This window comes from Sphingobium sp. (genome assembly GCF_041987595.1).
In the GTDB taxonomy this organism is placed as follows: domain Bacteria; phylum Pseudomonadota; class Alphaproteobacteria; order Sphingomonadales; family Sphingomonadaceae; genus Sphingobium.
This window is the reverse complement of the sequence record NZ_JBHIWJ010000005.1, coordinates 61,162-83,635: the sequence shown is the minus strand read 5'-3', so window position 1 is coordinate 83,635 and position 22,474 is coordinate 61,162. Positions and strand designations below refer to the sequence as shown.

At 61.8% G+C, this 22,474-nt stretch carries 32 protein-coding genes, 2 tRNA genes and 1 pseudogene; 8 read left to right on the top strand and 27 right to left on the bottom strand.

Annotated features, from left to right (window positions below):
• Nucleotides 1-39: 39 nt before the first annotated feature.
• The 5 genes from clpX to ACFC3J_RS02830 form a co-directional block, all read right to left on the bottom strand.
• Entirely contained in the window at nucleotides 40-1,272 is a 1,233-nt protein-coding gene (gene clpX / locus ACFC3J_RS02850; protein WP_375194703.1) for an ATP-dependent Clp protease ATP-binding subunit ClpX, read from the bottom strand.
• 134 nt (nucleotides 1,273-1,406) lie between these two features.
• A complete protein-coding gene (clpP, locus tag ACFC3J_RS02845) occupies nucleotides 1,407-2,042 on the bottom strand; it encodes an ATP-dependent Clp endopeptidase proteolytic subunit ClpP (RefSeq protein ID WP_192668550.1) in 636 nt (211 codons plus the stop codon).
• 104 nt (nucleotides 2,043-2,146) lie between these two features.
• A complete protein-coding gene (locus ACFC3J_RS02840; RefSeq protein ID WP_375194702.1) occupies nucleotides 2,147-3,124 on the bottom strand; it encodes a glycosyltransferase family 2 protein in 978 nt (325 codons plus the stop codon).
• A gap of 144 nt (nucleotides 3,125-3,268) precedes the next feature.
• The gene (tig, locus tag ACFC3J_RS02835; protein ID WP_375194701.1) at nucleotides 3,269-4,885 is read right to left on the bottom strand and encodes a trigger factor; all 1,617 of its coding nucleotides are present in this window, start codon (nucleotides 4,883-4,885) and stop codon (nucleotides 3,269-3,271) included.
• 68 nt (nucleotides 4,886-4,953) lie between these two features.
• Nucleotides 4,954-5,038, bottom strand: a tRNA-Leu gene (locus ACFC3J_RS02830).
• Nucleotides 5,039-5,182: 144 nt separating this feature from the next.
• Here ACFC3J_RS02830 and ACFC3J_RS02825 point away from each other — a divergent pair.
• The 3 genes and pseudogenes from ACFC3J_RS02825 to ACFC3J_RS02815 all read left to right on the top strand — a co-directional run bounded on the left by ACFC3J_RS02825 (nucleotide 5,183) and on the right by ACFC3J_RS02815 (nucleotide 7,074).
• Complete coding sequence (locus ACFC3J_RS02825) at nucleotides 5,183-5,362, top strand: hypothetical protein (protein ID WP_375194700.1); 180 nt, start codon at nucleotides 5,183-5,185, stop codon at nucleotides 5,360-5,362.
• Between the two features lie 159 nt (nucleotides 5,363-5,521).
• Nucleotides 5,522-6,127: an RNA polymerase sigma factor gene (locus tag ACFC3J_RS02820; protein ID WP_375194699.1), complete on the top strand. Its 606-nt coding sequence runs from the start codon at nucleotides 5,522-5,524 to the stop codon at nucleotides 6,125-6,127.
• A pseudogene (locus tag ACFC3J_RS02815) lies at nucleotides 6,045-7,074 on the top strand (FecR family protein). The gene ACFC3J_RS02820 and the pseudogene ACFC3J_RS02815 overlap by 83 nt, the downstream one beginning before the upstream one ends.
• Nucleotides 7,075-7,078: 4 nt before the next feature.
• Here ACFC3J_RS02815 and ACFC3J_RS02810 read toward each other — a convergent pair.
• The gene (locus tag ACFC3J_RS02810; RefSeq protein ID WP_375194698.1) at nucleotides 7,079-7,777 is read right to left on the bottom strand and encodes an NAD-dependent deacylase; all 699 of its coding nucleotides are present in this window, start codon (nucleotides 7,775-7,777) and stop codon (nucleotides 7,079-7,081) included.
• A gap of 88 nt (nucleotides 7,778-7,865) precedes the next feature.
• Between ACFC3J_RS02810 and dapB the strand changes: the two genes are divergently transcribed.
• The 4 genes from dapB (at nucleotide 7,866) to ACFC3J_RS02790 (ending at nucleotide 9,934) form a co-directional block, all read left to right on the top strand.
• Nucleotides 7,866-8,630, top strand: coding sequence for a 4-hydroxy-tetrahydrodipicolinate reductase (gene dapB / locus ACFC3J_RS02805; protein ID WP_375194697.1), 765 nt, complete (start codon nucleotides 7,866-7,868; stop codon nucleotides 8,628-8,630).
• 5 nt (nucleotides 8,631-8,635) lie between these two features.
• Nucleotides 8,636-9,286 (top strand): endonuclease III, encoded by a 651-nt coding sequence (gene nth / locus ACFC3J_RS02800; RefSeq protein WP_375194696.1) that lies wholly within the window; start codon nucleotides 8,636-8,638, stop codon nucleotides 9,284-9,286.
• Between the two features lie 104 nt (nucleotides 9,287-9,390).
• On the top strand, nucleotides 9,391-9,783 hold the full coding sequence (locus ACFC3J_RS02795; protein WP_375194695.1) for a hypothetical protein: 393 nt from the start codon (nucleotides 9,391-9,393) through the stop codon (nucleotides 9,781-9,783).
• Nucleotides 9,784-9,857: 74 nt separating this feature from the next.
• Nucleotides 9,858-9,934: transfer RNA gene (locus ACFC3J_RS02790), tRNA-Arg, on the top strand.
• A gap of 13 nt (nucleotides 9,935-9,947) precedes the next feature.
• Here ACFC3J_RS02790 and ACFC3J_RS02785 read toward each other — a convergent pair.
• The 21 genes from ACFC3J_RS02785 to ACFC3J_RS02685 form a co-directional block, all read right to left on the bottom strand.
• Nucleotides 9,948-11,075, bottom strand: coding sequence for a tyrosine-type recombinase/integrase (locus ACFC3J_RS02785; protein WP_375194694.1), 1,128 nt, complete (start codon nucleotides 11,073-11,075; stop codon nucleotides 9,948-9,950).
• Nucleotides 11,076-11,113: 38 nt separating this feature from the next.
• Nucleotides 11,114-11,467 (bottom strand): hypothetical protein, encoded by a 354-nt coding sequence (locus ACFC3J_RS02780; protein ID WP_375194693.1) that lies wholly within the window; start codon nucleotides 11,465-11,467, stop codon nucleotides 11,114-11,116.
• Nucleotides 11,467-11,775, bottom strand: coding sequence for a hypothetical protein (locus ACFC3J_RS02775; RefSeq protein WP_375194692.1), 309 nt, complete (start codon nucleotides 11,773-11,775; stop codon nucleotides 11,467-11,469). The genes ACFC3J_RS02780 and ACFC3J_RS02775 overlap by 1 nt, the downstream gene beginning before the upstream one ends.
• Entirely contained in the window at nucleotides 11,772-12,857 is a 1,086-nt protein-coding gene (locus ACFC3J_RS02770; RefSeq protein WP_375194691.1) for a phage Gp37/Gp68 family protein, read from the bottom strand. Before ACFC3J_RS02770 ends, ACFC3J_RS02775 begins: the two co-directional genes overlap by 4 nt.
• Entirely contained in the window at nucleotides 12,850-13,038 is a 189-nt protein-coding gene (locus ACFC3J_RS02765; protein ID WP_375194690.1) for a hypothetical protein, read from the bottom strand. The genes ACFC3J_RS02770 and ACFC3J_RS02765 overlap by 8 nt, the downstream gene beginning before the upstream one ends.
• Nucleotides 13,031-13,759, bottom strand: coding sequence for a hypothetical protein (locus tag ACFC3J_RS02760; protein WP_375194689.1), 729 nt, complete (start codon nucleotides 13,757-13,759; stop codon nucleotides 13,031-13,033). The genes ACFC3J_RS02765 and ACFC3J_RS02760 overlap by 8 nt, the downstream gene beginning before the upstream one ends.
• Entirely contained in the window at nucleotides 13,756-13,911 is a 156-nt protein-coding gene (locus ACFC3J_RS02755; protein ID WP_375194688.1) for a hypothetical protein, read from the bottom strand. Before ACFC3J_RS02755 ends, ACFC3J_RS02760 begins: the two co-directional genes overlap by 4 nt.
• Entirely contained in the window at nucleotides 13,908-14,567 is a 660-nt protein-coding gene (locus ACFC3J_RS02750; protein ID WP_375194687.1) for an HNH endonuclease, read from the bottom strand. The genes ACFC3J_RS02755 and ACFC3J_RS02750 overlap by 4 nt, the downstream gene beginning before the upstream one ends.
• Nucleotides 14,564-14,833: a hypothetical protein gene (locus ACFC3J_RS02745; RefSeq protein ID WP_375194686.1), complete on the bottom strand. Its 270-nt coding sequence runs from the start codon at nucleotides 14,831-14,833 to the stop codon at nucleotides 14,564-14,566. Before ACFC3J_RS02745 ends, ACFC3J_RS02750 begins: the two co-directional genes overlap by 4 nt.
• 53 nt (nucleotides 14,834-14,886) lie before the next feature.
• Nucleotides 14,887-15,348, bottom strand: coding sequence for a hypothetical protein (locus ACFC3J_RS02740; RefSeq protein WP_375194685.1), 462 nt, complete (start codon nucleotides 15,346-15,348; stop codon nucleotides 14,887-14,889).
• Nucleotides 15,345-16,475: a hypothetical protein gene (locus ACFC3J_RS02735; RefSeq protein WP_375194684.1), complete on the bottom strand. Its 1,131-nt coding sequence runs from the start codon at nucleotides 16,473-16,475 to the stop codon at nucleotides 15,345-15,347. The genes ACFC3J_RS02740 and ACFC3J_RS02735 overlap by 4 nt, the downstream gene beginning before the upstream one ends.
• Nucleotides 16,475-17,437, bottom strand: coding sequence for a PD-(D/E)XK nuclease-like domain-containing protein (locus ACFC3J_RS02730; RefSeq protein ID WP_375194683.1), 963 nt, complete (start codon nucleotides 17,435-17,437; stop codon nucleotides 16,475-16,477). Before ACFC3J_RS02730 ends, ACFC3J_RS02735 begins: the two co-directional genes overlap by 1 nt.
• 3 nt (nucleotides 17,438-17,440) lie before the next feature.
• Nucleotides 17,441-18,568 carry a hypothetical protein gene (locus ACFC3J_RS02725; RefSeq protein WP_375194682.1) on the bottom strand — a complete coding sequence of 376 codons (1,128 nt, stop codon included), beginning with the start codon at nucleotides 18,566-18,568 and terminating at the stop codon, nucleotides 17,441-17,443.
• Nucleotides 18,565-18,903: a hypothetical protein gene (locus tag ACFC3J_RS02720; RefSeq protein WP_375194681.1), complete on the bottom strand. Its 339-nt coding sequence runs from the start codon at nucleotides 18,901-18,903 to the stop codon at nucleotides 18,565-18,567. The genes ACFC3J_RS02725 and ACFC3J_RS02720 overlap by 4 nt, the downstream gene beginning before the upstream one ends.
• Nucleotides 18,900-19,142 (bottom strand): hypothetical protein, encoded by a 243-nt coding sequence (locus ACFC3J_RS02715; protein ID WP_375194680.1) that lies wholly within the window; start codon nucleotides 19,140-19,142, stop codon nucleotides 18,900-18,902. The genes ACFC3J_RS02720 and ACFC3J_RS02715 overlap by 4 nt, the downstream gene beginning before the upstream one ends.
• Nucleotides 19,139-19,363 (bottom strand): hypothetical protein, encoded by a 225-nt coding sequence (locus tag ACFC3J_RS02710; RefSeq protein WP_375194679.1) that lies wholly within the window; start codon nucleotides 19,361-19,363, stop codon nucleotides 19,139-19,141. The genes ACFC3J_RS02715 and ACFC3J_RS02710 overlap by 4 nt, the downstream gene beginning before the upstream one ends.
• A gap of 86 nt (nucleotides 19,364-19,449) precedes the next feature.
• Nucleotides 19,450-19,677, bottom strand: coding sequence for a hypothetical protein (locus tag ACFC3J_RS02705; RefSeq protein WP_375194678.1), 228 nt, complete (start codon nucleotides 19,675-19,677; stop codon nucleotides 19,450-19,452).
• Between the two features lie 104 nt (nucleotides 19,678-19,781).
• Nucleotides 19,782-20,186: an HIRAN domain-containing protein gene (locus ACFC3J_RS02700; protein WP_375194677.1), complete on the bottom strand. Its 405-nt coding sequence runs from the start codon at nucleotides 20,184-20,186 to the stop codon at nucleotides 19,782-19,784.
• Nucleotides 20,186-20,926, bottom strand: coding sequence for a hypothetical protein (locus tag ACFC3J_RS02695; protein WP_375194676.1), 741 nt, complete (start codon nucleotides 20,924-20,926; stop codon nucleotides 20,186-20,188). Before ACFC3J_RS02695 ends, ACFC3J_RS02700 begins: the two co-directional genes overlap by 1 nt.
• Nucleotides 20,926-21,420 carry a hypothetical protein gene (locus ACFC3J_RS02690; protein ID WP_375194675.1) on the bottom strand — a complete coding sequence of 165 codons (495 nt, stop codon included), beginning with the start codon at nucleotides 21,418-21,420 and terminating at the stop codon, nucleotides 20,926-20,928. The genes ACFC3J_RS02695 and ACFC3J_RS02690 overlap by 1 nt, the downstream gene beginning before the upstream one ends.
• Before the next feature lie 4 nt (nucleotides 21,421-21,424).
• Nucleotides 21,425-22,093: a helix-turn-helix transcriptional regulator gene (locus ACFC3J_RS02685; RefSeq protein ID WP_375194674.1), complete on the bottom strand. Its 669-nt coding sequence runs from the start codon at nucleotides 22,091-22,093 to the stop codon at nucleotides 21,425-21,427.
• 103 nt (nucleotides 22,094-22,196) lie between these two features.
• Here ACFC3J_RS02685 and ACFC3J_RS02680 point away from each other — a divergent pair, with 103 nt between their 5' ends.
• Complete coding sequence (locus ACFC3J_RS02680; protein ID WP_375194673.1) at nucleotides 22,197-22,412, top strand: helix-turn-helix domain-containing protein; 216 nt, start codon at nucleotides 22,197-22,199, stop codon at nucleotides 22,410-22,412.
• Nucleotides 22,413-22,474 lie beyond the last annotated feature (62 nt).

Sequence of the window (22,474 nt, the reverse complement as noted above, 5' to 3'; positions counted from 1 at the left end):
CCAAACGCACATCGCGTTAGCACGCGGAACCCCTACTGGCTAAGCCGAGGCGAGCTCAACGCTGCCGGCGACGACATCCTTGTCGACCACCACTTCTCCGACACCTTCCATCGACGGCAGATCGAACATGGTGTCGAGCAGAATCCCTTCGAGGATCGACCGCAGGCCGCGCGCGCCGGTCTTGCGCTCAATGGCCTTCCTGGCGATCGCCGTCAGTGCGTCATCGGTAAAGCTGAGTTCGACATTCTCCATGTCAAACAGCTTCTGATACTGCTTGACCAGCGCGTTCTTCGGTTCGACGAGAATCTTGACCAGCGCGGTCACATCCAGATCTTCCAGCGTCGCGATCACCGGCAAACGACCAACAAACTCGGGGATAAGACCGAATTTCAGCAGATCTTCCGGCTCGCTCTGGCGCAACAATTCGCCAGTCTTGCGCTCTTCGGGCGCTGCGACATGAGCACCGAAGCCGATCGACTTGGCTTCCAGACGGTCGCCGATGATCTTTTCCAGACCCGCGAACGCACCACCGCAGATGAACAGGATGTTGGTCGTATCGACCTGGAGAAATTCCTGCTGCGGGTGCTTGCGCCCCCCCTGCGGCGGAACCGATGCCGTCGTGCCTTCCATGAGCTTCAGCAAGGCCTGCTGCACACCCTCGCCCGACACGTCGCGGGTTATCGAAGGATTTTCCGCCTTGCGGCTGATCTTGTCAATTTCGTCGATATAAACGATGCCGCGCTGCGCCTTCTCGACATTATAGTCAGAGGCCTGAAGCAGCTTGAGAATGATATTCTCGACATCCTCACCGACATAGCCCGCTTCGGTCAGCGTGGTCGCGTCGGCCATGGTGAAGGGCACGTCGAAGGTCTTTGCCAGCGTCTGCGCCAGCAGCGTCTTGCCGCAGCCGGTCGGGCCGACCAGCAGGATGTTCGACTTGGCCAGTTCCACCTCGCCCGGCTTGGTGCCGTGGTTGAGGCGCTTGTAATGATTGTGGACGGCGACCGACAGGACGCGCTTCGCCCGGTTCTGGCCGATCACGTAATCGTCCAGCACATCGCAGATTTCCTGCGGGGTCGGCACGCCGCCATCCTTCTTGCCGACAAGACCGCCCTTGGTCTCCTCGCGGATGATGTCGTTGCACAGTTCCACGCACTCGTCGCAGATGAACACGGTCGGCCCCGCGATCAGCTTACGCACCTCATGCTGCGACTTGCCGCAGAAGGAGCAGTAAAGCGTGCTTTTTGAATCGGAGCCCGTAAGCTTAGTCATTCGCCATTCTCTCTTCCCTCTTTCAGACGAACGGTCGCCCGCGGTGAGGGATATGGTGGTCCTAGGTTCATCCTAGACCGCGACGCGCCAGTTTCACAAGGGGAGAAAAAGACGCGTCGCGGCAAACATGGGTTTTAGCCCTCGCTGCTTTCCGCCACGACCGGACGACGGTCGAACACTTCATCGACCAGACCGAACGCCTTGGCTTCCTCCGCTTCCAGGAAGGTGTCGCGGTCCATCGCCCGTTCCACTTCCTCCAGCGAGCGGCCGGTATACTGAACGTAAAGATTGTTCAGGCGGCTGCGAATGCGCAGGATTTCCTTGGCCTGGATCTCGATGTCGGACGCCATGCCCTGCGCGCCGCCCGAGGGCTGGTGAACCATGATGCGGGCGTTGGAAAGCGCGATGCGCTTGCCCGGCTCACCGGCGGCGAGCAGGAAGCTGCCCATCGAGGCGGCCTGCCCGATGCAGACGGTGCCGACCTGTGGACGGATATATTTCATCGTGTCGTGGATCGCCATGCCGGACGTCACCACGCCGCCGGGCGAGTTGATGTACATCCAGATGTCCTTCTTCGGATTTTCCGACTCAAGGAACAGCAGCTGTGCTACGATCAGCGAGGCCATATGATCCTCGACCTGACCGGTCACGAAGATGATCCGCTCCCGCAGCAGGCGCGAATAAATGTCGAAGCTGCGCTCGCCCCGGTTGGACTGTTCGATAACGATGGGGACCAGAGCGGCCATGGGATCGGACATGATATCGGTCATTTTGCTCTTTCAGGGTGTGTTGCTTTTGCCCGCCCTCTACATCGGCACAAAAGGCAGACTGTTCAAGGGGTCGCGTGCTGGGTTTGAACTGGGCGGCGATTTCGTCAGTCCCGCCGCGCGAAATCGGAAGGTGCGCGGAATGCCAGATAGGCCAGCCGCCTTACCTCCCTTCGTCCCCGGACCACGGTATCCAGGATCAGGCCGCACATGCCCGACAGCGTCGCCAGAATCATGAGGCCGGTCACCAGGATCGCGGTCGGGAAGCGCGGCACCAGCCCGGTCTTCATATAGGTGAGGATCAGCGGCGCCGCCAGAATCAGTCCCGCAGCCGCGAGGATCGCCGCGATGATTCCGAAGAACAGGATCGGCCGCTCGATGCGGTAAAGGGTGATGATCGTGCGCAGGATGCGCCAGCCGTCACGATAGGTGCTCAGCTTGCTTACCGACCCCTCCGGCCGCGCGCCATAGGCGGTAACGACCTCGGCTACCGGCATCGACAGTTCCAGCGCATGGACGCTGATTTCCGTTTCGATCTCGAAACCGGCGGACAGGACGGGAAAGCTCTTGACGAAACGGCGCGAAAACACGCGATAGCCTGAGAGAATGTCGGTAAAGCTGCGCCCGAAAAGCTGCTTCAGGAGGCTTGTCAGCGCCCAATTGCCGAAGCGATGGCCCTTGCGATAGGCTTCCTCGATCTCGCTCCGGCGCGCGCCGACGACCATGTCGAGATTATCCTCCAGCATCGCCGCGACCATTTTCGGGGCGGCAGCGGCTTCATAGGTGGCGTCGCCATCGGCCATGATATAAATGTCCGCGTCCACATCCGCGAACATGCGGCGCACCACATGGCCCTTGCCCTGCTGGCTGACGCGGCGGACCATGGCCCCTGCCCCGGCGGCCAGTTCGCGGCTGCCATCGCTGCTGTTATTGTCGAAAACATAGATTTCGGCATGCGGCAGGGCGCGGCGGAAGTCCTCGACCGTCTGCACGATCGCCCCCGCTTCGTTGTAGCAGGGCAGGATGACCGCAACCCGCGGCGTGGCGACGCCCTCCCCGCTTTCCACTGCCGGAAATTCCTTCATTGACGCCCAAACCTTGTTTCGCCCTGCCCCCTGCCGACATGAACGGGCTTGATTAACATTTCGTCTGCCATGCCGCGGCAGAAATGAAAAGCGCCCGGGCTTCCTGACGAAGCCGGGCGCTCATCCAGTCAGACCGATAAGGCCTTATTCAGCCTTGGCGGCAGCCTTTTTGGCAGGCGCCTTCTTGGCCTTGGGCTTTTCCTCGGCAGCGGCTTCCTCAGCGCCAGCCTCGTCCTTTACTGCCTCGTCCTTCTTGGCGGCAGCTTTCTTGGCGGGCGCCTTCTTGGCCGGAGCCTCCTCAGCGGCCTCGGCAGCCGGAGCAGCTTCTTCAGCTTCAGCCTTCTTCTTCGGCGCTGCCTTCTTGGCCTTGGGCTTTTCGTCATGATGGTCATGACCACAGCCCGGACCATGGACGTGGGGCTTCAGATCGCCATCTTCTGCTTCGATCGCGGCTTCCAGCTCTTCACGGCTGACGGTGCGGTCGGTGACTTCAGCCTTTTCGAACAGGAAGTCGACGACCTTGTCCTCATAGAGCGGCGCGCGAAGCTGCGCGGCGGCCATCGGGTCCTGACGCACATACTGCACGAAGCGTTCGCGGTCCTGCGGGCTGTACTGCTGGGCAGCCTGCATGATCAGTCGGTTCATTTCCTGATCGTTGACGACCACGCCATTGGCCTGGCCGATCTCCGAAAGCAGCAGGCCAAGGCGGACGCGACGCACGGCGATGCCGCGATAGTCTTCCTTCTCGGCTTCCATTTCCTTGAGGGCCGCTTCCGGATCTTCCTCATGACTGGCTTCATGCTGAAGCTGCGCCCAGATCTGGTTGAATTCGGCTTCCACCATGCTCGGCGGGACCTCGAAATCATGGGCAGCGGCAAGCTGATCGAGCAGCTTGCGCTTCATATAGGTGCGGGTCAGGCCGTTATGTTCCTGCTCGATCTGGCCCTTCAGCAGCTCCTTGAGCTTGTCCAGACCTTCCAGACCCAGCGACTTGGCGAAATCATCGTCCAGCTTGGGCTTGTCGGCATTCAGGATCGCCTTGACGGTGATGTCGAAGGTCGCCTCCTTGCCCGCAAGGTGCGCCGCGCCATAATCTTCGGGGAAGGTCACGGTGATGACCTTCTCGTCGCCCTTCTTGACGCCGGTCAGCTGCTCTTCGAAGCCGGGGATGAACTGGCCCGAGCCGATCTTCAGCTTCACATCTTCGGCCGAACCGCCTTCAAAGGCCTCGCCGTCGATCTTGCCGACGAAATCGATGGTCAGCGTGTCGCCATCCTTCGCCTTGTGGCTCGCGGCATGCTCTTCGAGAGCTCCCTGCTGGGTCGCGATGCGGCCGGCGGCTTCTTCGACCTGCGCGTCAGCGACTTCAGCGGTCAGCCGCTCCAGCTTGAGGCCCTCGATGCTCGGCGCCGCGATTTCGGGCAGCACTTCCAGAGCGACCTTGACCTCGGCGTCCTTGCCGAATTCGAAACCCTCATCCAGCTCGACGGACGGCTGCATCGCCGGACGCAGCTTGTTGTCGGCGATCAGCTTCTGGATGCCTTCCTGGATCGAATTGTTGAGCGCGTCGCGCTGCAATGATTCGCCGTGCATCTTCTTGACGAGGTTGGCGGGCACCTTGCCGGGGCGGAAGCCGGGCATGCGGACCTGCGGCGCGATCGCGGCCACTTCCTTTTCCACGCGGGCGTCGATGTCCTTCGACGTGATGGTCACGGTGTAGGCGCGCTTCAGGCCCTCGTTCAACGTCTCGACAGTCTGCATCTCTTCTCTCAAACGCTTTCTTCAGCTGAATTTCGTTGGCGCCTGCGCTGCTCCACGTCCTGGCGCACTGGTGCGGGCGAAGGGACTCGAACCCCCACATCTTGCGATACCAGAACCTAAATCTGGCGCGTCTACCAATTTCGCCACGCCCGCATCGGTCGCCGGTCGGCGCGGCATAGAGAAAAGAGTCTTCCGAAGCAAGGCCCAGCGCTCAAGGCTGTGGATAAGCTGGGGATAAGTTCGTGGGGAACCTCTGCGACCGTCCAAGCGTAGGCTTCTTGTCAAGGAGACACAATCATGGCCACTCAACCCGATGGCGTTCCGCCACCCGATATCATCGAGCCGCAATCGCCGCCTGAAACTCCCGCCCCCGCTACGCCGGACGAGACCCCTGCCGGAGAACCTCCGGAAATCGTGCCGCAAAATCCCGACTATGACCAGCCCGATAGCGCTCCGCCCGAACTGCCGCCTGTTTAGCACGTCCCGTCGACGCAATTTGACCGCAACAGACAGGTTTTCCACAGAAACGGAAAATTATGACGCTGGTAGCGCTAGACAGGTCCCTGCATCCATGATTGAACTATGACAAACATATGAAAATCCGGGAGAGGCGCGGCTGACATTAAGGGGGTCAACGTGCACGGGGTTCGCGCTAAGCTGGAATGGTTCAAGACAGTGATCCTGCCGCAGGAAGCTGCTCTACGCGGGCGCCTCCGGAGGATATTGCCTGCCAATCAGGAACTGGAGGACATGGTCGCGGAGGTTCTTGCCCGCGCCTACGCCACCGAAAATTGGCAAAACGTCACCACCGGCCGGGCCTATCTGTTCACTATCGCCCGCAATCTGGTGATCGATACGGCCCGCCGCAACAAGGTGGTGAGTTTCGAGACAATTGCCGATCTTGAGCTGCTGCAGGGTGAAAATAATGTGGAGGCGCAACTCCACGCCCGCGAAGCATTGCGCCAGGTCGAGGCGATCGTCGATTCGCTGCCGACGCAGTGCCGCCGGGTCTTTATTCTTCGCCGCATCCACGAAAAATCGATGCTGGAAATAGCGGAGGAAATGTCCCTGTCCGTTTCTACAGTTGAAAAACATCTGGCCAAAGCGATCGCAATAGTTATGCGGGCCTGGGCGGAACGTGAGGAAACGGATTTCGAGCGTGCAGGCGTCGGGACCAAATTCGGGCTACGAAAGCAGGGACAAGATCGAGGCGGAAGCCGCGCGCCTGCTGGCAAGGCTTAACAGCGGCCCGAGTCCGAAAGACGAGGCTGAAATCTGCCAATGGGTCGAATCCGACCCCCGCCACGCCGTAGCATTCGCGCGCGCCGAAGCGGCATGGGAAGCGGCCGAACGGCTGAAGAGCGCCGCCGCGGAAGTCAATCTGCCGCCGATGGAAACCATCGTCAGCGAGGAACAGCAGCGCCGCCTGTCCCGCAACATACTGATCGCCGCCGCCGTCGCGGTGATGCTGTTCATCGTCGCCGCGATCGTCACCGTCCGCACGTTCAGCGGAGTGGACCATTATGAAACCGGGATCGGCCAGATCAGCGACATAGCGCTGAACGACGGGTCCACCCTGCACCTCAATAGCGACAGCGCCGCTGAGGTCCGCTTCACCGATCATGGCCGCAAGGTTCGCATATTGAAGGGCGAAGCCTCCTTCGACGTTGCCCATGACCGTTCCCGCCCCTTCGATGTCGAGGGCCGTGATCCGCGCCGTGGGCACCGCCTTCAACGTCCGCCTGCGACCCTCGATGGTCGAACTGACGGTGACGCAGGGCACCGTCACGGTTCATTCCGGCTCGAAAGCGGCGCAGCAGGTCAACGCAGGCAGCGGCGCCGTGATCCAGCCCCGCAGCATTTCGCTTACCCATCTTGGTTCGAAACTGATCGGCCAGCGCACCGCCTGGCGCGAGCAGATGGTGGAACTGGACGGTGAGACGATCGAGCAGGCTGCCAGCGAGTTCAACCGCTATCGGACCGCGCCCATCCTGATCGGCGACACGCGGGTTTCCTCGCTGCGCATCGGCGGCCGCTTCCGCATCACCGACAGCAGGGAATTTCTGTCCGCCCTTCAGCTCAGCCTGCCGATCCGGGTGGTCGACGGACAGGACGGATCGGTGATGCTTCTCTATCAGGACGAACCCGAACCGGCGGACAACGCCGGCGGACAACGATACGTCCAATAGACGGCTACCCCAGCAACTCGCGGACCAGTTCCGGCACCAGCCTGCTCGCCGGACCCATGCGGCTTTCCTCGAAATAGAAGCTGCCCGCCGAAGGCTCCAGATTCAGCTCGACCGTCCGCGCCCCAGCATAGCGGGCCGTCTGGACGAAGCCCGCCGCCGGATAAACCGCGCCGGACGTGCCCACCGACACGAACAGGTCGGCGCGCCGCAGCGCTGCATCAATCACATCCATCTCATAGGGCATTTCGCCAAAAAAGACGATGTCGGGCCGCAGATGCGGCTGGCCGCATCCCCCGCAAGGCGACGCGGGCGGCAGGGCGTCGACCCAGGGGACAGCCTTTCCGCAGGCGGCGCAAAGGGCCGATCGCAATTCGCCATGCATATGGATCAGCCGTTTCGCCCCTGCCCTTTCATGCAGATCATCCACATTTTGCGTCACGATCAACAATTCGCCCGGCCACGCCGCGTCCAGCGCCGCCAGCGCCCCATGTGCGGCGTTGGGCTTCACCTCGGCCAGCTTCGCGCGCCGCTCGTCGTAAAAGCGGTGCACCAATTCGGGTTTACGGGCGAGCGCCTCCGGCGTGCAGACATCCTCCACCCGATGTCCTTCCCACAGGCCATCGGGTCCGCGAAAGGTCGCAAGGCCGCTCTCCGCGGAAATGCCCGCGCCGGTCAGGATCACGATGTTGCGAATATCATCCATGCCGGCATCTCTAACCGCTCGCCAAGGGATGACAAAGCCCTCCTGCTCTGGCATCCGCCAAGGCCAGGCAAATTAAGGGTTGAGAGACATGACCAGCATCGGCATTTTCGGGGCAGCGGGCCGCATGGGACACGCCATCGCGCAGGTCGCGCGGGAAGCCGGGCTGGGCATCGCGGGCGGCACTGACCGCGACGGCGGCAAGGAACTGATCGCAGGCGTGACGATCTCCACCGATCCACAAGCGCTGGCAGAGACGAGCGATGTGCTGATCGATTTCTCGGTCCCCGCGGCCCTGGCCGCGCATCTGGACGCCTGCATCGCCGCGAAGACGCCGATCCTGATCGGCACCACTGGCCTTGAACCCGAGCATCACGCCCTGATCGACGAAGCGGCCAGGCATATTCCGGTGCTCCAGACCGGCAACACCTCGCTGGGCGTCAACCTGCTTGCCGCATTGGTGGAACAGGCGGCAGCGCGTCTGGGCGATGATTGGGACATTGAAATCGTCGAAATGCACCACCGTCACAAGGTGGACGCGCCCTCCGGCACAGCGCTGCTGCTGGGCGAAGCGGCGGCGCGCGGCCGGGGCATTGCGCTCGCCGGGCATAGCGAGCGCGGCCGCGACGGCATCACCGGCGCGCGGGGCAAGGGCGCCATCGGTTTTGCCGCGCTGCGCGGCGGTTCCGTCGCGGGTGACCATCAGGTGATCTTCGCAACCGAGGGCGAACGGATCGAGATTGGCCATCGTGCGGAAAACCGTGTCATCTTCGCCCGAGGAGCGGTCAAGGGCGCCCAATGGCTGATCGGCCAACCCGCCGGGCGATATGACATGAAAGGCGTTCTGGGCCTGTAAACGCCATGAACAAGGGTCAGATCTTCGACTTTTTCAGCCGCCTTGCTGAAGCCAATCCGGCGCCCCGAACGGAACTGGAATATAGCAATGACTATCAGCTGCTGGTCGCGGTCGTGCTGTCGGCGCAGGCCACCGACGTCGGCGTCAACAAGGCCACACGCGCCCTGTTCCGCGACATCCACACGCCGCAGCAGATGGTCGATCTGGGCGAAGACGGCCTGAAGCAGCACATCAAGACCATTGGCCTGTTCAATGCCAAGGCGAAGAATGTCATTGCCTTGTCGGAAATATTGGTGCGCGATTTCGGCGGAAACGTTCCGCAGGATCGCGATGTGCTAACCAGCCTGCCGGGCGTCGGGCGCAAAACCGCCAATGTCGTCGTCAACACCGCCTTCGGGCAGGAAACTTTCGCGGTGGACACCCATATATTCCGCGTCGGCAACCGCACCGGCCTCGCCCCCGGCAAGACGCCGCTGGCCGTCGAACTGAAACTGGAAAAGCGCGTCCCCGGCCCCTTCCGCCGCGACGCGCATCACTGGCTTATCCTGCACGGCCGCTATGTCTGCAAAGCGCGCAGGCCTGAATGCTGGCGCTGCATCGTGAGCGACCTGTGCCGCTTCAGGCCAAAGACGCCCGCGCCCGGAACGAAGGCGTAGATCGATCGTCATTATCGCACGGTTCAGAGAGGCCGTGCTAAGGGGACGGAGCTACGGAAAATGCGTCGTGGCGCCGTCTTTTCATCGATACAGGAGAGAATAGCATGACCTCCCCCCTCTCTCGCCCATCACGCCGCGTTGCGCTGATGCTCGCGTTGATCTGCACGGCCGGTCCTGCCCTGGCGAGGAACAAGCCCGATAATCTCGTTCCCGTCGGCAAGGCCGTCGACTGCGTCCAGATCAACTCGATCCGCTCCACAGACGTTCGCGACGACCGCACCATCGACTTCATCATGAATGGCAACAAGGTCTATCGGAACACACTGCCCAACAGTTGCCCAAGCCTCGGCTTCGAAAAGCGGTTCATGTACAAGACCAGCCTGTCGCAGCTCTGTTCGGTCGACATCATCACCGTCCTCTACCAGACCAATGGATTGCAGCGCGGCGCCAGTTGCGGCCTTGGAAAATTCCAGCCGATGCAGAAAATGGCGAAATAAGATTGGCCTGAGGTGATTTTGGTGCTGGCGCGAGCGATTGGGCTTTGCTAAGCGGCCCTTCGCAGCAGCGACACGCACCCATAGCTCAGCTGGATAGAGCGTTGCCCTCCGAAGGCAAAGGCCAGAGGTTCGAATCCTCTTGGGTGCGCCATTACAAAGCATTGTTATTCCTTTGTTTTGGTCCGGGCCTTGGCCCGAGCGGTGGCGAGAGAGGCGATTTTGGGACCGCCGTGGGACCGCAGGTGAACGTCCGTGTATCGTGAAATCTCGGCCCAATAGGCTTCCACGCCTGCCATAAATTCGGCCAGATAGTCGGGTCTGACGTGCCGATAATTGCGCTTGCCGGTACCGTCGCCGACATGACCGGCCGCCGCATCGATCTGCGCCTCGGGCACGCCCCGGCGATGCATCTCGGTAATGGCGGTGTGCCGCAGCGTGTTCGGCGTCCCCAACCCTTTGAGCTTTGGACGCGGTTCCGTCTCGCGCAGCTTCTTGCGTGCGGGCAGGAAAACCTGATTGCCCTCGTCGTCGAAAACCTCGCGGCAGATGCCCGCCTCGATCAGACACTTCTCGAATGAGTCGCCCAGATCGTAGCAGGGATATTCGAAAAACTCCGGGACAGCCGGGTCGGCCCAATTGCGTTCGGCCTTCGGCTTGCGCGAAACGATCACCTTGCCCTTGATGCCTTCGAGCCATGGCGCCAGCGTCGGCGCGATCGGCACGATCGAGCGGCGCTTCTTGGTCTGGCCCCGATCGTCGGCGAGGAAGTGGATGCGCCCGTCACGGATCTGCGCGCTTTCGAGATCGAGGATTGCCCACGACCGGCCGCATGTGCTGAGCGCGATCATGATATAAAGGAAGAGGTGTTTCCGATCCTCCCGGCTGGCCGCCGCCTCCAGCAGCGCAGCAACGCGCTCCGGCGTATAGACCAGATCGCGGGGCTTCGCCTTGTCGCGGGCCTCGACGTCATGGACGAACGGCGCCGATTCGATCAGTTCATTCTTCCAGCCATGATTAAGCGCGCCGCGCAGGGCTTTGAGATCGCGATTGATCGTCCAGCCGCCGACACCCTCGGCCTTGCGGAATTTGATGAAGCGATCGACCAGCTTCTTGTTCACGTCCGACACCATGACGGACGACGCCACCCGGCCCAGCTTCCGCTCCTGCTCGAAGAAGCGGAGGATATGTTTCACCGACGTCGTGTAGCGAATCGGTGCCTCGGTCTTCGTGGCGACGTGGTCGGTCAGCCAGATATCGATCAGCGTCGCGACCGCCATGTCCTTGATCGCCACTGGCTCGCTGGGACGCGAGTGCGCGGCGAAATGCTCGGCTAGCGCCTCTTGCGCTTCGAGAGGTGGGCGATCCTCTCCGCTGTAGCTGACGCCTGTTTTTCGGCGGCGACGTGTACGAGCGTCAGCATCGTACCAGGCAATGACCCACTCGCCTCGCTCGGTGCGGGGTTCAAGCCAGAACTCCCCGAGTTGGATGCGCGGCGGCTTGTCGCCTCCTGCTCCGGTTCCTTTTCCCATAGATCTGCAAACTCCTTGGCCTTCATCTCGGCGATAGACGCATACACCGGAGACGTGGCCAGCGCTCGGACGTGTTCAATATCAAGGTGAAGCTTCTGGCCGTTCACCGCGGCCCGGTCGATTTTCGCGAGGATTTCCGTGAAGACCATGCCCATCAACCGCCCTCCCCGCTTTTGTCCTTCAACGATTTGATGACCCGTGCCTGGCGAACGGTGCGGGGCGGAACGATCTTGCCGTTCATCGCGTGATGCGTGAGGCTCCCCCGCTCGATCCAGTTGTCCGGCAGCTCCATGAAGCCGCCGTTCATCCATGGCTCTAGATCGCGCGGGTTTTCATCCAGGTATGAGATGAGGTGGCCCGCAGTTTCCATGCCGCCGACGCCCGCCATTGCCGCGAATTGATCGGCGCGCTCGGCGAGCAAAGAGATGAACTCGGCTATGATCGGGAGGTCGGCGCGGCTCATGCTGGCACCCCGTCATACTGGAAGCCATCGAGTAGCCGCCCGGCGACCTTCTTCCCGACGCGCTCGATCAGGCGACAAGGCACCTCTTCGGGCAACTCGTCGCGGTTGAAGACGCTGCCGTCCTCGGTAATGAAGGCCGGGCGGATCGCGGAGGCATAGATCATGTCTGCCGTCTCCGAATCGTTCTCGACCTCTTCCGGCTCCGGGTTGCCCGATCCGTCATCCCATTCCCGCCATTCGCCCCACTGCTTGAACAGCATCGGGATGCCTGCCGACATGCACTGATCGCGCAAGCTGCGCGTCCAATCCGGGTGCATCGGCCGGGCGTTCGGCCCGCTCTCGCCGCCGACGATCACCCAATCCAATGTGCGCACTTCCGACGTAACGGTGGCAGGCTCGCCATCGGCTGCGTAGGGTCCATGGTCACGGACGATCTGCACGGCTCGGTTCCAAGGGCACTGCTCGCTGCGAGGAATCTTGTCGCTGCTGCACCGATTGCCATAGCCTTCACCGTCGTCGCACCCTTGGCAAAATGCATCTGGGTTCAGCCACGGCTCAATGTTCACGGCGCCCAGCAGCGGCTCCATGGAGAGGAAGCGAAAGCGCGGTCCCTCCGTCTGCAACAGCTTCGGAATGTCCCGGTCGGCCTCCATCTGGTTTACAATGGTGGCACCCAGCCAGACGTTGCCGGGGAACCCGTCCGCCGCGTCCGCCATCTTCGCGGCATTGCCTATCCGCTTCGTCACCAGCAGCCAGTCAAGATGCGGCGTCTCGCGGATCATCTGGAACAGATCGGCGCGCCATTCCGCCGGCACCTCATTGTCGAACACATCGGCGAGCGACGCGCAGAAGACGCGATAGCGAATACCCAGCTTGGCCGCCCGGTTATTCCAGCGGCGCGGCATCTTCCATGTCGATGCGGCGGTATGACGGCGTTGCTCGCCCGGCCCCCATTTGACGCCCAGACGGGCCTTGCTCAGATCCTCCGCATAGCAGAAGTCACAGCCCGGACCGACCTTCGTGCAGCCAATCCACGGATTGAAGGTGTGATGCGCCCATTCGATTTTCGTGTTTTCAGCCATGGTCGGCCTCCAAAGGTTCTGCAATGTGCGCCGCGACCGCCGCGAGAACCGCGCGGGCGCGCTTCGTCGATGACGTCTGGCGATGTTTGATCTGGGTCCGCAGGCGCTCGTTGGGGCGCTCCTGCCCGTCCCATGCATTGGGATCGAGGATCGCCGCGACGACATGGACGAGGTCAGCCATCGATATTCCCCTTCCGCACGTCGAAGGATACGGCGACCACCCAAGGGTTCGCCTCCCATGCGCCGACGCCGTTGATGTGGTTCCAGAGCTTCGCGTAGGAGCGGGTCGCGTGGCGGCCGCCGGGCTCTTCGACGCCGACTGCCGTTAGGCTATGCGGCCAAATGCCGGGCACATAGTAGAATGGCGGATCGGCGCTCTCCATTTCGACGCCCTCAGCCAAGGCGTCGGCATCGCTGCAATCCTTCAGGCGCTCAATCCGAACGTTGTTAACAGTGAGCGTTAGGCGGGAGAGAGCGCGCCGCATGAAGATCGACGGCTTCCACTTGATCTTGCTCTCGGCCGGATATGGCTTGTCGAAGCCGTGGCGGTCGCACTCAGCTTCATACCCTGATGCGCGGTAGAGCGTCCAACGGTCGGCATCACCAACGCAAGCGTGGGTTTCCTTGACCCATAGCCGATCGCCCACAGCGAAGCGGATAGGGACATACCAACCCGAACGGCCTCTGGGATTGATCTCTGCGTCCCAAAGTCCCAGCTCGCGGTGGACATATTCCATGCCGAGCTTGCCCGGCAGATATTCCTTCAGCGCGCCCGAATGGTCATAAGCCGCCAGCGTTTCAGCGAATTTCTCAACATTGATGATCCGCCGAGTCTGCGTCTTCCGCCCGTCGAGCAAGGCGCGGACCATCGGCGCGCTGAACAGGATGGGTCTATCGGTCACGAAAGTTTGCTCCATCCATCGGCGGTGCGCCGGAAACAGCCGCTGGCCGTGACCTCGCAATCGCCGATCTTCTTTTCGGTGCGGGTTTCGCCGACCGGCGCGCGCCAAGCGGGGCGGTAGCGGGCGGCGGTGCTGCGGGGCGCGGGCGTCATGCTGGCGATCCTTTCCGAGCGGTTTGCGCTGCGTGCTTCAGCTTGGCTGACGCCATCACCAGCGGCTTCAATTCCGGGGATGCTTCGTCATAGGCGAGCGTCGTGCGGAACCGGCCGCCATTGAGGCGAGCGAGAACACCGCGCGGCACTGGCTCCCAATTCGACGGGTCTGTATTGAGCGGGTTGCTGTCCAGACACTTGAGCGCGTGACCTTCTGGCACCGGCCCGTTCGCCTGCTCCCACAGCCATTTGTGCTTTAGGACATAGCGGCGCTCATATCCGGTATGCGGGTTGCGCTCGTCCACGCTTATCTCGATATACCCATCGGTCGATATCCGCTCATGGCCGAGATAGTTGGTGTTGTGCGGGGTCTGGCCCTTCTTGAACTGCGTGCGGCGCGCGTTGGGGTGGCGACCGCCCTTCCCCGGCTCGCAGGGCTTGCCTTTGTTATGCGGCGCTTTGCCCTTGACGAAATGCCCGGTGCGGCCTGTAGCCCATCCCTTACGCTTCCGAAGCGAGTGGAGGTTCGACAGCGACACATCACCGCGCCCGAACGTCTCGCAGAAGGCCCGGTGATAGTCGCTGATGACCATAAGGCGGTTTGCTTCCAGCCATGCCATCTCATCTGGGCTATAGGCTATCCAGCGGCCCTTCACTGGCCGTCTCCCTGCGCCAAAGCCTTCCTCTCGGCAGTCGGCGCGATGTTCGCCAGGTGCGGAGCGAAGTGATAGCCATGGCCAGCCAGCAGCGTCGCCGCCTTCAACTGTAGGTCCGCATTCTTGATGATCTGATCAGCCACGGAAACGATGGCGTCGGCGCGCTTCGCTTCGCGTTCGATCTGCTCGTCGCTCAAATCCTCGTCACCAAGCCGTTCGATCTGAGCGAACAGATGGTCGTTGAGGTCGGACAGCTTGTTCTTCATCGAAATTTCCGGGCCGTGCTTATTGGGCAACGGCCCGTCCCTTGGTGAATGGTTTAACCCGCCGTCCTCGCGCCCATCTGACGCTTGAACTGGTCGAGGATGATCTGCTTTGCCTCGGCGGCCGGGATGCGCTTGACCTTGACCAGGTGCCGGTATTCGGCGCGCAGGCCGTGCGGGATGTCCCGGAGCCGAAAGGACCGGATGGACTCCGAGCGCTTGGCGTTCGTCTCCGGCGAAAGCGTCTTTTCGACCACATCGGGGCGGGTCAGGACGTCGCGGTAGAGGCGCTTGCCATGCTCGCGCAGCCAGTCCTGATGCTCCGGTGTGGCCCGGACCTTTTCCATGGTCCGGCGCAGGGTTTCCCGCTTCGCCAGCAGCGTGCCGGGCTGCGCGAGATACCGGCGCAGACCTTCACGGCGGCGCTGCTTGATCTCAGGATCGGTCGCCATGTGCTTGGCGGCGCAGGAGCGGCAGCGCACCGCTCCCTTGCTCCGGGGGTGGGTGCAGTCGGTCACGCCGCTGCCGCCATCGCATTGGTTTCCTCCCGAACCCGGCGCGCCATTTCGTCTTCATCGATGCCGTTGAACTGCTCTCCACGCTGGCTGTCGTCTGGGCCTTCGCCAAACGGGTTATCGTCCGAAGTATTGGCAAGCCGATCGGCCTCGGCGCAGATCGCCTTAATCTCCTCCATAATCGGGCGGACGACTGAGCGAGCGGCTTTCCCATCGTCGCTATTCCACCATGCCGTGAAAGCCTCGGTGCCGTCCCTCGCCTTCTCGCGGGCGAAGTCCATCGTTTCTTTCTGCTTCTGCGCGCCGCCCTGCCCCTTGGCCCATTCAGCCATGGCCGCGCCGGTGTCCTCGCCCATCGGGCGACGCGGATCGAGGAGGCTCTTGAACTGATCGGCAACCTTGATCTGATGGACCGGGCAACCAGGCGCGGAGGGATCGAGGATCACCATCGCGGTCATCTCGAACATCAGGTCGCCGTCGCTCGCCGGGTCCCAAGGCACATCCTTGCGGCGCGTCTTGGTTGCGCGGGCGTTCTCAACCTTGTCGCCGTATCCCTTCTGCATGACCGGCTTGGCGCGGGTGCAGATGATCACATTGGTCTTGGCGCGGACGATGCGATCGATGAGGCGGCGATAGCGCGGCTTCACCTCTGCCCATGCAAGCTGGCTGAACTTTGCGGGATCGACCTCGTAACGGCCATTGGCACGCTGCTGTGCCTGCTGCACCAGCCGGTCCAACACCTGAGCGTGCTGATCGAGAACACCGCCCACACCTTCCCAGGCATGGCTGAAGCTATCCATGATCAGCACCGGCAGTTCAGCCTCTTCCGCCGCGTCGATCACCTCGATCCAGCGTTCCGGCCCGAAGCCGACCAGCTCGCCGTCATCATTGATGGCGGTGAAATCGAAGTGCGCCATTTCCGGGAACGCGGCCTTATAATGCAGCGCACGCTTGTTCTCGGTATCGACGTAGCCGATGGGCGAGCCCTTCTTGCCGGTGATCGCCTCCGCGATTCCGCGCGCCACGCGCAGCGACGTGAAGGTCTTTCCGGTGCCGCTGCCGCCGGAAATGCCCAGCGCGATCGTCAGCGGATCGTTGATTTCCTGAACGGGAATGAACCGAATGGGCATTAAAATTCCTCCTCAAATTCGCGCTCGACCAGCCACGACGGGGCGTCGACCTGATGCAGGCCGGTCGGGTAACCGGGCCAGTTGTTGGCGGTGATGCAGTCGTTCCAGATTTTCCGAGCGCGAGCGGCGCGGCGAACGGCCATCGCCTCGAAGGAGCCGGACAGGCTGATCAGCGTGACCTCGTAGGGCTCCGGCTTCTCCTGGAAGATGAAGACGAAATTGCGGTTCTCGCCGGTCGCGGCCTTCCAGACGGCGCGATAGTGCGCGGCCTGAATGTCGTATCCGTAGTTGAGGATGGCGCGCATACAGGCGTCGGGACTGGCGTCTTCGCAGGTCTTGAAGTCGTAGATCGGCGCGAGCGGATCAGCCGGCACATTGTCGAACATGGTGCGGCACCACACGCCTTCGACCTGGGCGATCGCGCACAGTTCGGACCGCTCCGGATCCAACGTGATACCGTGATCGAGCAGCCGGGCATGGGCAACCGTCCGCATCGCCTCGATCTGCTCGACCTCTTCCTCTTTCAACGGCGTCAGGTCGCGCAGGCGGGCATCGGCGATGAAGGCCTTGGCCTCGGTGGTGCTGGCCGCGCCGTTCTTTGCGAGCAGGCTGGCGGGGATCGTCACATAGTCGTCGCCACAGCCAAGGATGGCCCGGTGCGCGGCCCTGCCGATGTCGAACGTCTTCTTGTGGACCGACCGGCAATCGGGATTGAGGCGTGGGCTGGCCATCCATGCATGGCGGGGCGAGCGCTTGATCAGCAGCTTTGCGAGCGTGGCGGACAGGCTCGGCTCCGGCGCGGGATCGGCGTGATATTCCGCGCTGGGCAGGCGGATGATCTCGCCACAGGTGACAGGCTTCTGCTCTGGCTCCTTGGGCGCTGGCGCTTCGCGGTCGAAGGCTTCGTAGATGTCGGCTTGCTTCGGCTCGACATAGCCGATGTCAAAGGGATTGTCGGTCATGGATCAGAACTCCAAGCGGACGTGGGGAATGTCGTTCGCGCAAATCGCCTGCACGACGCGGAAGGCAGTCCGCTCCGCGAGGCCCATGGCAACCAGTGCGCCAGCGGCCTTCGCCTTCACTTCGGAGCGGTGGGCTTCATCAGCCGCCCGGGCAGCCTGCTCGGCAGCAAGGCGGTCGGCCTCCGCCTTGCGGGCCGCATCTTCACGGGCGATGCGGTCAACTTCAGCCTGCCGGGCGCGTTCCGCTTCCTCGGTACGGCGCCGCTCAGCGGCCAGCGCCTCCTCATGCTCACGCTGGATGCGCTGGCGTTCCGCTTCAGCGGCGGCCTCTGCCTCTGCCCTGGCGCGGTCCTCCGCTTCTCGCTTGGCGGCGGCAATGCGCTCCTGCTCCGCCGTCTCGGCGGCGGCGCGGCGCTCCTCCTCGGCCTTGGCTTCGGCAGCGGCACGCTCTACCGCTTCCCGCCGCTCGCGTTCCGCCTGCTCCTTGGCAACCCGCTCCGCTTCAGCTGCGCGCAACCGCTCCAGTTCGGCACGCTCTTCCTCCTCGCGGATCAGGCGAGCCAGCGCGGACTTCAGCATATCGACGGCATGCTCTTTCGCGCGCATCGCCTGATCGAACTTGTCGCCAAAGCGCTCTGCCTCGATCACGGTTTCCCAAATGGCTTTGCCGCGCTGGCGAACGGTTTCGGAGGTATCGTCCAGCGTGACGACACCATCCAGCGCCATCTTGTTAATGATGGCGTCGCACTCAGCAACGCGCGCCTTCTCCGCCTCCTCCCAATCGGTCAGCGGCTTGCGGACACCCTTGGCCATCTCGTCCAGCTTTTCGCGGGCATCGCGCCGGGCAGCATCGACGACGGCGATCTTGGCGCGCGCTTCCTCGTTCAGCTTCTTGCCGGCATCGTCGATCGCGGTCTTGGTGCGGGTAATCTTGAACGCGAAGGACTTGATCGCGTCGCGCCCCCTCGCGGTCGACAGGTCCGGCGTGAACGCGTCGATCTCCTGCTGGATATGGGCGAACAGATCGGCCCGCTTGCCCTGATCCACAAGCACTATTGCCGGGTTCTGAGCGACAGCAACGACAATTGAATTGCTGGCGGCGCTGTCGATTTCAAAGGCGGACGTCGTCATGCGGCGATCTCCTGACGATATGCGGGCGGCACGTAGCGCACCCGGTTGGCATGGAAGTCGACAGAGCGGATGGCCTGGTCGAGCAGCGGCCCGCGACCGTTGATGCCCATCAGGCCAAGCGTGGTACGCCCGCCGCAGTTGGGCTGGTCGAGATACCAGAGCGCCTTGTCGCGGTGGCTGTTCAGCGCGGCCCGGAGGTTCGCATAGATGCCCGGCTGATAGACGGCCTTGCGCTGCTCCATGAAAGCCAGAGCCGCGTCGATGCGGGCTATCTGGTCGTTCAGCAGGCGCTGAGCGCGATCGGCCTCGTCGCGGGTGCGGTCGGTGGCGTTCATGCAGCACCTGTGGCTTTGGCGCGCTCTGCAAGCATGGCGTCGGCAATCAGAAATGCGCGCTCAGCCGCCCAATCATGCGGATAAGGTTGGATGCCGGCCTCACTCGCCATCATGCCAGCCAATGCCTGTCCAGCGAACCAGTCGCGCAGCGTCATGCCGGGATCAGCCTCATATGCTCCGGGGTTCGGCATATTGGCCGTGTTAACTGGGAAGGCGCTGGGGTTATTAGAAGAGCTCATGCGGCACCTGTGGCTTTGGCGATGGCGGCGCGAAGGTCTGCACATTCCGGCTCATGCTTCTTGCTATCGTCGCCGATCCGGTCTTTGCTGCAAAAGCAATATCCCTCCGGCATAGCCCCAAGAGCCTGTGCCGCCTCCAGCAATTCCGGCGCGGCCTCGAGAAGCGGCCCAATCGTGCCCTTTTCGATGAAGCCTGGGTGATTGCCCACGCTGGCGACCACAGCGCCATGAGGGCGACCCTCGGCGGGTAGCGTGCGAATCTGGCCGCTCGAACGATCCCAGATCCAAGGCCCATGAAGATCGACGCTCACGATTGCGCCCACCCGGCCAGATACAGCACGCAGAACCAGAACCACGACCAGACCAGCATCGCCGTGATGGTGATGGTCGGGATCGGAAGCTCCCGACGCGCCTGCTCCCTGCGCTCGATCTCAGCCTTGTAGCTGTAGGCGTCCTCCCAGGCGGCAGACGCATCGTCGTGCGTCAGGCTCCGGGGCTGGTGATTGGTGGACTGGGCCACGGTGACTTCTCCCATCGGCGTAGTGCCTGCCGGGTCTGCGCTTGCGGCTCACCGGCTGATGGGTGTTATGTGCATTATCTGCACATCATCGTCAATCCACTTTGTGCAAATATTGCACTTTATTCGTCGGGCCATTCCTCATCCGGCCACCAGTCCGGATCTTCAGACCCCGGAGGCGGCCAGTCATTGGCGCGCGAATCGTCGGGTTCCGGCAGCACAGGCTCGCTTCCGTCCAGATGCGCTCGAATGGTCGCACCCCAGGTCTCGGATTTTTGGAAGATGGCGCTGACGATGCCCCGGCGCATGGCGGCGCCAATGAACGGTGCACGCTCGGCGCGCAGATAGCCGATCTGGATGCCGCGTGCGGAATAGACCGCGATCGCGTTACGATCAGCCGGGTTGCGCGGTTCCGGGCGAAGCTCGACAGCCTCACCCGGTCTGCATATCTCGATTTCGAAGCGCCGTGACGGGCCGGTCTTGTTATCGTAGCCGACGCCCACCACGGCTAGGGATAGGTGACGCATCAGGCGGCGATGCGCTCGAACACCTGCCGCGCTTGGCTGAACGGTAACGTCGGCGCGCCCATTTTCAGCAGGTTTATGTCGGATGCTTTCCAGACCGCACGGTCATCGTAGACGATACGCTGAATAACGTTTTCGTTCTTCGCCTGAGCTACGTCCAAATGGCGCACCACCGCAATGCTGATTGAATTGGAATCGGGCACCACGGCGTCAAAAAACAATTTGCGCTCGTGACCGAGATCAATTGAGAAGTCGAATTTCTGGGGCTTGTTGCTGTGTCCGATGACGGTGCGATCGTGCTCCCAGCGCTTCGGAAATTCTTCCTCAAGTAGATCGCGGACCGTGTCCTTGAATTTTCTTTTGAACGCAGGCTTCCACCTATGAAGCAAATGCTCGGCTGCGTCCCTTGCGGCATTGGCCACCAGGACGATAGTTGGTGCAAGTTCGTTCAGGCTGGCCAAGGGAGCGCTGATAACGCCGAAACCATCTACCCTGAGGCCTTGCTCCTTCAGAAAAATAGCAAGCATCTTCGGCGCGGTGACCATCTCACCGCCACTATTCTCAAAAATGCGAATAGCCGCGCCATCGTCATGAACCTTAAAGGAGTTCTGTCCGCCTTCAACGGTGACGTGGATAACGTCGCCACCACTCGTCACGCACTGCGTGGGCACAACAACTCTATTGCCGACGAGACGGGGCGCCGGCCAGTTAGTCAGGGCCTGAGTTACATTCTCGAGCAGCATCACAACAACCTATCGGGTGGCGGGAGCATAGGCTCCTGCCCCTTTCCAATCCGTATATTCGTCTGGGCGCAAAACCATCGGAAGCACCCCAGAAAATCGACGAGATTGTCAGGAATAAAATTAGCGAAAATCATCCTCTTTGGCAATGGGCTGGTGTCGTTCTTCGGACGATTGTCCGCCCAAGAATGATAATGCGGTGTATTAAAAGGACCAATGGGAAGATGACTTGGCCGAATAACTGGATTCAAATGAGCCGTGTCAGTTGCAAAACAAAGCCTCCAAACGCAAACAGTATATGTGAGCATAATGGTAAACTTAAGTTCTTCATGGTTCGGGAACGCTTTTATTACCAGTTCCATGTTCGTTGTTTCGCCGCCGATAGCCAGCGGAATCACCATGCGGCGTTCATTCTTGCGGTGGTTATCAGTCCACTCGAAAACGCCGACCATCTCCTTTTCGGCGGCCAGCAAGTCATCGACGTCCCCCCGGCTCATCCGTCTACGTCTTCCTCACGATCGCCACGACGCGCCCCACCACGTTCAACTCGCCGTCATAGGCCGTCTCAGGAGGCACATTCGGATTGTCTGATAGGATCTTAACGCTCCCATCGGGCATCGGCCGCAGCCGCTTGATGATGCCCGTCTGCCCGTAAGCCGCCGCCCAGATCTTGTCTGCCAAGCGCACTTCCGTCTGCGACGTATCCACGATCACGATGTCAGCATCGAGGATCGTAGGCATCATGGAATCGCCGGTGCCCGTCGCCAGGAATATCCGCTCCGGAGGCGCGTGAGTGAACTGACGCAGCCATGAGCGGGAAAACCGATGTGTCTCGCCGGTGACGGGCAGGTCCAGGTACGTTCCGCCGCCCATGCCGTAGGCGATGTCCCATTGCTGGATGTCTACTTCGTCTTCGCTCAATGGCGGCGGAGAGGCCGGCGCTGGATCGTTTTGGTTTCCCGGCTCGTCCAAAACGCCAAAGCGATACAAAACATCGATCTTTCCCATCTGGAGGGCAGATGCGAACCCATCGAGATATTTGAAATCGAATGGCATCGTACCGTTGATGAGCTTGGTCACGATCGTGCGATCGCGTCCGATCGCAGCTGCGATAGCTTTATCAGCAACGCCCAACGTTTCTTTGCGTGATTGCAGCCATTCGGTTTGCACTTCTGCCATGTCCGCTACGTGCACACGATGCACAGAAAAGTCGTGCGCATAATCTGCACAAGCTGACCTTGACGTATGTGCATTATTTGCACATAGTGCATTCATGAGCACAGCCTTACAGGATTATATGGATCGGAAGAAGGTCACTGACGCCGATCTTTCCGCCAAAATCGGTCGCGACCGGAGCATCGTCAGCCGTATCCGGCGCGGCAAAATGCTTCCCTCGCTGGAGATCGCGGCCGCTATTGAGCGGGCTACGGGCGGCAAAGTGCCGATGAAGTCATGGGTGCAGGTTCCGGCGGAGCAGGACGCAGCATGAACGCCCGCACCCCCACGCCAGTCCACTGCGCGCTCCGGGTACCAGGCTATCGCCCCTTCCCT